Annotated in this window: 10 protein-coding genes; 5 read left to right on the top strand and 5 right to left on the bottom strand. The window is 67.5% G+C overall.

The features are described from left to right. Positions 1-135: 135 nt before the first annotated feature. Both E1261_RS39410 and E1261_RS39405 read right to left on the bottom strand, forming a co-directional pair. Positions 136-1695 carry a S1C family serine protease gene (locus E1261_RS39410; protein ID WP_132414860.1) on the bottom strand — a complete coding sequence of 520 codons (1560 nt, stop codon included), beginning with the start codon at positions 1693-1695 and terminating at the stop codon, positions 136-138. An 82-nt stretch (positions 1696-1777) separates the two neighbouring features. Beyond that, on the bottom strand, positions 1778-2335 hold the full coding sequence (locus E1261_RS39405; protein WP_132414859.1) for a TetR/AcrR family transcriptional regulator: 558 nt from the start codon (positions 2333-2335) through the stop codon (positions 1778-1780). Between the two features lie 74 nt (positions 2336-2409). Between E1261_RS39405 and E1261_RS39400 the strand changes: the two genes are divergently transcribed. Next, positions 2410-3240: an oxidoreductase gene (locus E1261_RS39400; RefSeq protein ID WP_132414858.1), complete on the top strand. Its 831-nt coding sequence runs from the start codon at positions 2410-2412 to the stop codon at positions 3238-3240. Between the two features lie 4 nt (positions 3241-3244). On the opposite strand, the gene E1261_RS39395 is transcribed toward E1261_RS39400, so the two are convergent. Further along, the gene (locus E1261_RS39395) at positions 3245-4381 is read right to left on the bottom strand and encodes an epoxide hydrolase family protein (protein ID WP_132414857.1); all 1137 of its coding nucleotides are present in this window, start codon (positions 4379-4381) and stop codon (positions 3245-3247) included. Between the two features lie 63 nt (positions 4382-4444). Here E1261_RS39395 and E1261_RS39390 point away from each other — a divergent pair, with 63 nt between their 5' ends. From E1261_RS39390 to E1261_RS39380, 3 genes are all read left to right on the top strand, one after another. Then, positions 4445-5374, top strand: coding sequence for a helix-turn-helix transcriptional regulator (locus E1261_RS39390; RefSeq protein ID WP_132414856.1), 930 nt, complete (start codon positions 4445-4447; stop codon positions 5372-5374). A gap of 16 nt (positions 5375-5390) precedes the next feature. Continuing rightward, positions 5391-6215: an alpha/beta fold hydrolase gene (locus E1261_RS39385; RefSeq protein ID WP_132414855.1), complete on the top strand. Its 825-nt coding sequence runs from the start codon at positions 5391-5393 to the stop codon at positions 6213-6215. A 140-nt stretch (positions 6216-6355) separates the two neighbouring features. Further along, a complete protein-coding gene (locus E1261_RS39380) occupies positions 6356-7234 on the top strand; it encodes a polysaccharide lyase (protein ID WP_132414854.1) in 879 nt (292 codons plus the stop codon). 19 nt (positions 7235-7253) lie between these two features. Here E1261_RS39380 and E1261_RS39375 read toward each other — a convergent pair whose 3' ends face one another. Next, positions 7254-8162 carry a ribonuclease Z gene (locus E1261_RS39375; protein ID WP_132414853.1) on the bottom strand — a complete coding sequence of 303 codons (909 nt, stop codon included), beginning with the start codon at positions 8160-8162 and terminating at the stop codon, positions 7254-7256. After that, on the bottom strand, positions 8159-9121 hold the full coding sequence (locus E1261_RS39370; protein WP_132414852.1) for a pyridoxal-phosphate dependent enzyme: 963 nt from the start codon (positions 9119-9121) through the stop codon (positions 8159-8161). Before E1261_RS39370 ends, E1261_RS39375 begins: the two co-directional genes overlap by 4 nt. 55 nt (positions 9122-9176) lie before the next feature. Between E1261_RS39370 and E1261_RS39365 the strand changes: the two genes are divergently transcribed. Next, complete coding sequence (locus tag E1261_RS39365) at positions 9177-10184, top strand: GDSL-type esterase/lipase family protein (RefSeq protein WP_132414851.1); 1008 nt, start codon at positions 9177-9179, stop codon at positions 10182-10184. The last annotated feature ends 108 nt before the right edge of the window (positions 10185-10292 follow it).

Genomic DNA, 10292 nt, shown 5'->3' with positions numbered 1-10292 from the left:
GCCGGTACGGCGTGGTGGTTGGGAGGCGGTTGGCTGCCGGTACGGCGTGGTGGTTGGGAGGCGGTTGGCTGCCGGTACGGCGTGGTGGTTGGGAGGCGGTTGGCTGCCGGTACGGCGTGGCGGTTGGGAGGTGGGTTAGCGGACCGGGCCGGTGATTAGTTCGACGGTGGCTTTGTGGGACTCGCCTTGCTGGTCGGTCCAGGTGACCTCGACCTTGTCGCCGGGGTGGTGCTGGTCGAGCAGCTCGGAGAGGGATTCGGGGGAGGTGACGGGCTTGCCGTCAAAGGAGGTGATGACGTCGCCGGCGGTGATGCCGGCCTCGTCGGCCTTGCCTTCCGGGATCACGTCCTGGATCGCGGCGCCTTGGACGCCGGCGTTCGGGAGGATCGAGACGCCTAGCAGGGGGTCGGCGCCGATGTGGATGTCCGCGGACTCCTGGCCGGACTGAATCTTCTTGGCGATGTCCATCGCCTGGTTGATCGGGATCGCGTAGCCCTGAGGGCCGGCACTGCCGCCACCCTGACCGCCACTCCCCTGACCTCCATCACCCTGGCCGCCATTGCCGTACGGGTCTTGCGGGAAACCCTGTCCGTCGCCGAATCCGGAGCCGTTGCCGGGGGCGTAGGGGTCGCCGTCGGCGGCTAGTTGGGGGTTGGGCTTGGTGTTGGTGGTTGCGGAGGTCTGTCCGGGGTTGCCCTGGCCGCCGTTGTTGCCGGCGGTGTCGACGCCGATCACTTCACCGTTGGCGTTGGCGAGCGGGCCGCCGGACTGGCCGGCCTGGATGTTCGCGTCGGTCTGCAGGAGGTTCGTCAGGTTCTCCGGGTCCTGGCCGTTCTGGTCGGTAGCGGTGATCGCCTGGTTCAGCGCGGTGATCGTGCCGGCCGCGTACGTCGGCGTACCGCCCTTCCCGCCCGCGTTCCCGATCCCGACCACCTGGTCGCCGACCTTGACATTGTCGGAGTTCCCGAGCTTCGCGGTCTCCAGACCCGAGGCATCCTTCAGCTTCAGTACGGCGATGTCGTGGTCCTCGTCGTACCCGACCACACTCGCCACGTACGTCTTGCCGTTGCCCACATCGGTGACCGAGATCGACGTCGCGCCCTCGATGACGTGGTGGTTGGTCAGGATCACGCCGTCCGAGGTCAGCACGATGCCCGTACCGGCGGCCTTCGCGTTCTCCAGGCCCAGCACGGTGTTGATGTTCACCAGACCGGGCGACACCTTCGACGCGACCGCGGCCGGGTCGAACTGCGTCTGTGACAACTGCGACCCCTGCGTACCACCGACCTGCTGATCGATGCCCCAGGCAACCGAACCGGCGACCAGCAGAGCCGCGATGCTCATCGCAACGCCGGCGAACAACCGGCGCTTCCTCCGCGGCGGCTTGGCCGGACCGGAAGCGACGACCTGGCCGGGCACCGGCGGATAACCGCCGCCACCATGCCAACCGCCGTACGGCGCCGGCACCTGTGCCTGCTGCGGATGCTGCACCGGCTGCGGGTACTGCGGACCCTGAACAGGTGCCCCCGGCAACTGCCACCCCGGATTCTGCCACCCCTGCTGCTGAACCGGCTGCTGCTGCGCAGGCTGCTGATGCGGCGGCCCGGGCGGAAGAGGAATCGCCTGCCGCGGTGTCTCTTCCTCAGCCCGCGGTCCTTGTGTCTGCTGGTCGTCCTGTCCTGCACCGTCGCTCATTGCCGTTGCCCTCCTCAGCCCAGTTCCTTCTGGTACGAGTAGAGCTCGCGGATCTGAGAACAGACTCGGGTGAACCAATGAATCAGCTGAGAATCTTCTCCACCGCCGCAACGACCACCTTCCGCCGGGACGCCCGGCTGGGCGTGGCGGTGCCGTACTCAGGAGTCATCGACGACCAACTGGTCGCGATCGCCTGAATCAACGGGAGCAAGCTGACCGACGAGAACTGCTTCGTGACGGTACGGCGGCGCTGCGCCCGATCGAGCTCGTCGAGCCGGGCCTGGTTCACGGCGACTATCGCTTCGAGCGGCTCGCCACCCGGCCGCTCGAGCCGGTACCAGCTGGTCAGCCGAAGCCGCGCCGGGTTGTCCTCGAAATAGTCGAACAACCGCCCCGCATACGCCGGAAGGTCATCAGTGTCGAACCCGACAACCTCCAGATACTCCTCGACGGACGCGCTGAACACGGCATCGAACAGCCCGTCCTTGCTACCGAAGTACGCATAGAGCATCGCCTTGTTGCACCCGGCCACTTCGGCGATCCGCTGCACCCGCGCTCCGGCGATCCCGCGCTCGGCGAACTCCTCGGTGGCCGCGGCCAGGATCTTGCTTCGGGTCCGGTCGGCGTTCCGCTGCTGCATGACGCCACTTTACAACCAACCGGTTAGTTGTACAGTGGAGATGTATCCAACCGTTTGGTTAGTTAGGACCGACAATGAGCAAGGTGTGGTTGATCACCGGCAGTTCCCGCGGACTCGGGCGTGCGCTGGCCGAGGCGGTGCTGGCGGCCGGCGACCGGGTCGTCGCGACAGCACGGACCCCCGAGCAGCTCGCCGACCTAGTGACGAAGTACGGCGATCAGGTGCGGGCAGTGGCGCTGGACGTGACAGACCCGGCTGCCGCGCAGGCCGCCGTACAGACTGCTGTGGACGAGTTCGGCGGGCTCGACGTGGTCGCGAACAACGCGGGGTACGCGAACAGCGCCCCGATCGAGGAGACGCCGGACGACGACTTCCGTGCCCAGGTGGAGACGAACCTGTTCGGCGTGGTGAACGTGACCAAGGCGGCGCTGCCGGTGTTCCGGGAGCAGAAGAGCGGGCACTTCCTGCAGTTCTCGTCGATCGGCGGGCGGGTCGGCGGGACACCGGGGATGGGCGCGTACCAGACCGCGAAGTTCGCCGTCGAGGGATTCTCCGAGGTGCTGAACAACGAGGTGAAACCGTTCGGCGTGAAGGTAACCATCATCGAGCCGGGTGCTTTCCGGACCGACTGGGGCGGCTCGTCGATGACGATCGCCCCGACCCACGCCGACTACGACGAGACCGTCGGCGCGATGAACCACTACCGGCTCGAGACCGACGGCAAGCAGGCCGGCGACCCGGCCAAGGCTGCCCAGGCAATCCTCCAGGTCGTCGCCGAAGACAAGCCACCGATCCGGCTCCTACTCGGCACGGATGCACTGACCCGCGCCGAGCAAGGTGCGAAGGAGCGGGCCGACGAGACCGCAGCCTGGGCACACCTGTCCACCTCGACCGACTTCGACTAGAGCACTAACGCAATCCGCTGAAAAACTCCCGCACGTCGGCAACCAGCAGTTCGGGCTCTTCCAGGGCAGCGAAGTGACCGCCGTGGTCGACATCGGTCCAGCGGGTGACCGTGTTCTCCTGCTCGACGTACTTCCGCACCGGCACGTCGTGGGCCAGCGCCAGAACTGCAGTCGGGACGCCGGAGTTCTCCTTCCCGGCTCCCCACGCCTGCGCCTGCGCGTAACCGACGTACGCCGCCGAACCCGCCGTACCGGTCAACCAGTAGAGCATCGCGTTCGTCAGCAGGCGGTCCTTGCTCACAACGTTGCGAGGGTCGGTCCAGGCGTGGAACTTGTCCATGATCCAGGCCAGCTGCCCGACCGGGGAGTCGACTAGGCCGTAGCCGATTGTCTGCGGCCTGGTCGACTGGATCGCGATGTAGCCGAACTCCTCCTGCATGAACTTCCCGATCCGCGCGACCCGATCCTGCTCCAGCGGGCTCAGGCTGCGCAGCTCGTCCTCGGCCAGCGGGTACGGCGGCATCGGGCCAGGCCCGCCGTTCGTGTGCACGCCGACCACGTGCTCGCGAGCCGCCCGCGCCACCTCAGGCGACACCGCACCACCGATGTCACCGCCCTGTACGCCGTACTTGTCGTACCCCAGCCGGCTCATCAGCTCGGCCCAGACCCGGCCGATCCGGTCGGCGGTCCAACCACCCTCGGAGACCGGACCGGAGAACCCGAACCCGGGCAGCGCCGGGATGACCACGTGGAACGCATCCGCCGCGTCACCACCGTGCGCGACCGGATCGGTCAGCGGCCCGATCACGTCGAGGAACTCGACCACCGAGCCCGGCCAGCCGTGCGTCAGCAGCAGCGGCAGGGCGTTCGGCTCGGCCGAGGTCACGTGCAGGAAGTAGATCTGCTGACCTTCGATCTCGGTCGTGTACTGCGGGAACGCGTTCAGCTCGGCCTCCGCGGCCCGCCAGTCGTACTTGGTCCGCCAGTACTCGACCAGCTCGGCCAGGTAGGCAACCGGTACGCCGGTCGTCCAGTCGTCACCGGGTAGCGGGGTGGGGAGCCGGGTGGCTGCCAGCTTCGCGGCCAGCTCGTCCAGGTCACTCTGCGGGATGTCGATGCGGAAGGGCTTGATCGTCGTCATGTCTTGTAGTCTTCCAGCCAGTTAGGTCAGCTTCTGTCCTAACCAATCGGAAGAATTGAAAGCATGCTGGAAACCTCCGCACGACTCCTCAAGCTGCTCTCCCTGCTCCAATCCCCCAGGGACTGGAGCGGCACCGCCCTAGCCGCCGAGCTCGGTGTCGGCCCCCGAACCGTCCGGCGTGACGTGGAGAAGCTGCGCAATCTCGGCTACCCGGTCGACGCCGTACCGGGTGTGGCCGGTTATCGGTTGGGCGCCGGGGCGTCGTTGCCGCCGCTGCTCCTGGATGACGAAGAGGCCGTGGCGGTGGCAGTCGGTCTGCGCCAAGCTGCCGGCGGCACGGTCGCCGGGATCGAGGAGTCGTCGGTCCGCGCGCTGACCAAGCTCGAGCAGGTCCTGCCGTCGCGGCTGCGGCATCGGGTCAAGCTGCTTCAGGGCGTCGCGGTCACCCCGTCCGGCGCGGCCGCCGTCCAACCGGATGTGCTCCTCGCAGTCGCTGAGGCATGCCGCGATCACCAGCGCATGCGGTTCGATTACCGCAATCACGACGGCACGGAAGCCCGCCGTACGACGGAACCGCATCGCCTCGTGAACACCAGCCGCCGCTGGTACCTGATCGCCTGGGACCTCGACCGCGCCGACTGGCGCACCTTCCGCCTCGACCGCCTGGCCCCGGTGATCCCCACCGGCCCGCGCTTCACCCCACGCGAAGTCCCCGAACCGAAGACCGCGTCCGCCGGCTACCGCTACCAGGCCGTCTTCCGCGTCCACGCCCCCGCCGAGGTCGTCGCCGACCAGCTCGGCCCGAACGTCGCGATCGTCACCCCGATCGACTCCACCACCACCGCAGTCGAGGCCGGTTCCAACTCCCTCGACGAGCTGGCCTTGTACGTCGGCCTCCTCGGCCACCCCTTCGAGATCCAGTCCCCACCCGAGCTGATCACCCATGTCCGCGACCTCGCACAGCGGCTGACCCTCGCCGTACCGAGTAGTTGAGCGGTAGCGTGCGGTCATGTCACTGACCGGGGTCGAGGATCGGTACGTCGAGACGGTGCTGGGGCGGATCCGGGTCCGGGTCCGTGGCTCCGGGGAAGCGATGCTGTTCTGGCCGAGTCTGCTGATGGACGGGACGCTGTGGGCCGCGCAGCTTGAGCACTTCGCCGACCGCTATCAGGTGGCGCTGGTCGATCCGCCGGGGCACGGCGGCAGCTCGGATCTCGCCGGACCGTTCAGCTTTGAGCAGTGCGCGGACGTCATCGTGGCGATCATCGACGAACTGGGTGTCGAGAAGGTCCATGTCATCGGCAACAGTTGGGGCGGGATGATCGGCGGCACGTTCGCTGCGCTCCATCCGGACCGGATCGGCGTTGCTGTGTTGATGAATGCGACCGCCTCGCCGTCGAACACGCGCCAGAAACTCGAGTACGGCGCCCTCACCGCGACCGCCCGGCTGCTCGGCGGGATCCGCGGCCCACTGGTCGGTCCGGTCGTCGACGCGTTCCTCGGCCCGACGGCCAAACGCGAGAAGCCCGAAGTCGTTGCCACAGTCAAGCAACTGGCCCAGCAGGTGAACGTGAAGTCGGGCATGCACGCCGTCACCAGCGTGGTCCCGCGCCGCCCCGACCAACGCGCCCTCTTCGGCCAGATCCGTACGCCGGTCCTGGTCGTGGCCGGCGCCGAGGACGCGACGTTCCCGGTCGCCGAGACCGAGGTGATGGCGGACTCCATCCCGGGCGCGCGCTTCGTCGTACTGGAACAGTCCGCCCACCTGGCCGCCCTCGAATCACCCGCCGAGGTCAACGCGCTCATCGACGACTTCCTCGCCGACAACGCCTGAGCGGACAGTCCACGGAACGACCTGCACATGAATGGTATTACCCATTGACGATGCGTCGGCTTCGTGGCCATCATTCTCGAAATCCCGACGGAATATCACGTGAATTCATTCCGGGCCACGAGAATGAATAGAGGGTCATCATGAAGAAGAGACTGATCGCCGTCCTCAGCACCGGCATTCTGCTCACCGCCGCCCAGGGCGCGACCTCGGCCGCGCAGATCACCGCCGTCAAATGGAACGGATTCGAGCGACCGGCCGCCGGCACGGCCTACACGTCGTCCGAATGGGCCACCGACGGCTGGAGTGCCCCTTGGTCTGAGGGGTTCAACAGCGGCCGCGCCGTGATCGACAGCAGCACCGCACATTCCGGCACGAAGTCATTGCGGGTCTTCTACCCGAAGGGAAAGATCGGCCCGGCCGACTCCGGCGCGCAGGCGCCGTTCACGGTCACGAAAGGCCGCGAGTACTACGTTTCGCAGTGGATCCGCTTCAGCCCCACCTTCAGTTGGGGCACCACCCAGTACGCCGGCAAGATCGGCGTCGGACTGCGCGGCGGCGCGGGCTGCTCGGGCGGCACCACCTGCACCGGCTACAACGGTTTCACCTCGCGCTTGATCTGGCGCAGCAGCGGGCAGGCCGCAATTTACTATTACCACATGGACCAGACCGGAACGTACGGCGATTACCGGAATCTGACCAAGGCCGGCGGCGAGGTGATCAAATACCCGCGCGGCGCCTGGATGCACGTTGCGCAGAAGGTCCGGGTCAATACCGTCACCAACGGTAATGCGAACGCGGACGGCGAGATCGAGGTCTGGTTCAACGGCGTCTCGGCGGCCAAGATCACCGGCCTGCGTTTCGTGCGTAATGCGGACCTGGTCGACTCGGCAATGTTCTCCTCGTTCGCCGGCGGCGGGACGGCCGACTTCGCCCCCACCACCGACTCCTGGATCTGGTACGACACCCTCAAGGTGACCACCAACCGCGCCGAGATCTGCGAGATCAGCGGCGGTTGCTGAAGGCCCGGGTCCCAGCCCGTCAGCGGCGGGCTGGGACAGGGGTCCGCGAAAGGTCCGAGGCGACGACGATCTCCCCGGAGAACTCGGCAGCCGCTTCTTCGTAGAAGCGCTCAGGTTCCAAGTAGCGCTGGGAAAAGTGGGTGAGGACGAGTTTGCGGACGCCGCATTCCTGGGCGACTCGGGCGGCCTGACGAGCGGTGAGGTGCCCGAAGCGACGGGCCAGCTCGGCTTCGGCGGACAGATAGGTGGACTCGATGACGAGCAGGTCGGCCTTGTCCGCCAACGCCAGCACGTTCTCGCACAGGCGAGTGTCCATGATGAACGCGAACCGTTGACCGGGTCGGGGCTCGCTGACCTGATCCACGTGGACCGTGCGGCCGTCGACCTCGAGTACGCCGGCCCTCTGCAGTCGGGCGATGTCCGGGCCGACGACGCCGAAGGCCTTGAGTTGGTCTGGCAACATCCGGCGGCCGTCAGGCTCGATCAACTGGTAGCCGAACGACTCGAGCGAATGCTCCAGCCGCCGCGCCCACAACTGACCGAACGGGCCGACGGCCAGCAAACCATCCTCCTCAACCGGCTCCTCCAGCAACTCCGCCCGCTCGTAGAACGAAGCGGCGTACCGGAGGCGGTTGAAGTACTCCTGCCCGGACGCCGGATAGTGCGCACGAACAGCATGCGGTACGTCGTCCAGTGACAGCCGCTGCACGATTCCCGGTACGCCGAGACAGTGGTCGCCGTGGAAGTGGGTGATGCAGAGCCGCGTGATCGCGCCGGCCGCGACCCCGGCGTACAGCATCTGCCGTTGGGTCCCCTCCCCCGGATCGAACAGGAAGCCGTCCTCGTCCCAGCGCAGGAAGTACCCGTTCTGGGTGCGTTCGCGCGACGGCACCTGACTGCCGGTGCCGAGGATGACCAGCTCCCTCAAGCCAGCACCTCGGCCAGTGTCTTCGACGAGATGTTGGCCCCACACGACACCACGGCCACCCGGCCCGTCGTCAGAGTCCGGGCGGCCGCGAAGGCCATCGCGGCCGCCCCCTCGATCAGGTGGTGTTCGGTGTCGATGACCGCCCGCAGCGCGTCGCGGATCGCCGGTTCGTCGACGACGATCCACTCATCGACGAGCTCCCGGCACAGGTCGAAGGTGATCGAGCCGAGCTCCACGCTGCCCGCCGTACCGTCGGAGAGCGTCGACTTGGCGTCCACGGTGACAATTCGGCCAGCCGCAACCGACTCCGCCATCGCCGCATCAGCGGCCGGCGAGGCGCCGTACACCTTGATGCCGGGCCGTTGCTGTTTGAGCACGGCCGCGATCCCGCTGATCAGACCGCCGCCACCGACCGCGACCACTACCGCGTCGAGCGGCTCGCCCTTCAGTTGTTTGACGAGCTCGACCGCGATGGTCCCTTGGCCGGCGATCACGTCGGCGTCGTTGTACGGCGAGACGTAGGTGAGCCCGTGCTCGTCCGCATGGGCCCGTGCCTTGAGCTCCTGGGCGCCGGTGTCGTTGCCCTCGGCCCGTAGTTCCGCGCCGAGCCGTTGCAGCGCGGCGACCTTACTGCTCGACGCGTTCTCGGGCAGGTAGACGATCGCGCGACCACCGAGCAGGGCGAGCGCGTTGGCTACGCCGAGACCGTGGTTGCCTGAGGATGCAGTGACTACACCGGCCTGCCGCTCGGCATCGGTCAGCGTGAGGATCTTCGCCAGCGCACCCCGCGCCTTGAACGAACCGGTCCGCTGGAGGTGTTCGCACTTGGCCAGCACCTCGACCCCGAGGTCCGCGCTGAAACCGTGGAACGGCAGCAACGGCGTCGGCGGCAGGTACTCGTGCAGAGACGGCGCGATCCCCCGGGAGCGATCGGCGATCTCGGCAGCGGTCACCGGCATTGGGCCTCCTCATAAGCTATGCGTCTCGACTGCAGGTTATCCGGAGGGTGGGCGCGTGACGGAGTCATTGTGGAGCGGGTACCAGTACGAGGAGATCGACGCCGACGGCTGGTCGACGTACTGGCGCCTGGACCCGCGCGGCCAGAACCTCGCCCTGACCGACTGGCTGGGCGTCGCCGACAAACCCGGTCACCGCCTGTGGGAACGCGCCGCGACACCAGCCGGAGTACACGGCGTTTGGCGTACGGCGGCCGCGACCGTCCAGCTCGAGGTTCGCGCGGCGCAGGGGATCTACGGGCAGATCGCTCCCCTCGACGTACTGGTGAATGGTGTACTGCATCAGCGCTGTGAGCTGACCGAAGGTGAACAACAGCTGACTGTGGGGTTGCCCGGTTCCTCTGAGGTTGTTGAGATCTGGTTGCCTCAGTCCGGGCGGATCGCGATCCGCGGGCTGTCGTTCGACGGTCTGGCCGAGCCGGTGGCACCGAGTGGGCCGCGGTGGATCACCTACGGCAGCTCGATCACGCAGTGCAGCGGCGCGGCCGGCCCGTCCGAAACCTGGCCGGCCCTCGTGGCGCGGCACCACGGCTGGGACCTCCAGTGCCTCGGGTTCTCGGGCGAGTGTCACCTGGACCCGGTGGTCGCGCGGACGATCCGGGATACCCCGGCCCGGCTGATCTCGCTGTGCCTCGGCGTGAACATCCAGGGCGGCTCGACCTTCAGCGGCCGCACCCTCCCCGGCCAGGTCGAGTCGTTCATCGCAACCGTCCGCTCCGGCCACCCGACCACCCCCATCGTCGTCATCACGCCACTCTCCGTCCCAGACCGAGACACCGAGCGGAACGGCGTCGGCCTCACCCTGGACGACATCCGCACCTGCGTGGAACTAGGCGCCCGCGTCGATCCCGCCGTACAGATCATCGACGGCCGCACCATCCTGACCGGCGACGAACCCCGCACCCTCTACACCGACGGCCTCCACCCCGGCCCCGAGGGCTACCGCCTCATCGCCGAACGCCTCATCCCCCTGCTCGCAGCGGCAGGCCCAGCCCCAAACATTTGAACGGATATCCCCTCAAATGCACCCTTCTCCCCTCGAATTTTCAGGGGAGAAGGGTCAACCTGCGGGGATATCCGCTGAAATGAACCGGGAGGGCGCGGTGGCTCCACC

This window comes from Kribbella albertanoniae (genome assembly GCF_004348455.1).
In the GTDB taxonomy this organism is placed as follows: Bacteria; Actinomycetota; Actinomycetes; order Propionibacteriales; family Kribbellaceae; genus Kribbella; species Kribbella albertanoniae.
The sequence above is the reverse complement of the archived record's forward strand: the minus strand, read 5'-3'. Positions and strand labels throughout refer to the sequence as shown.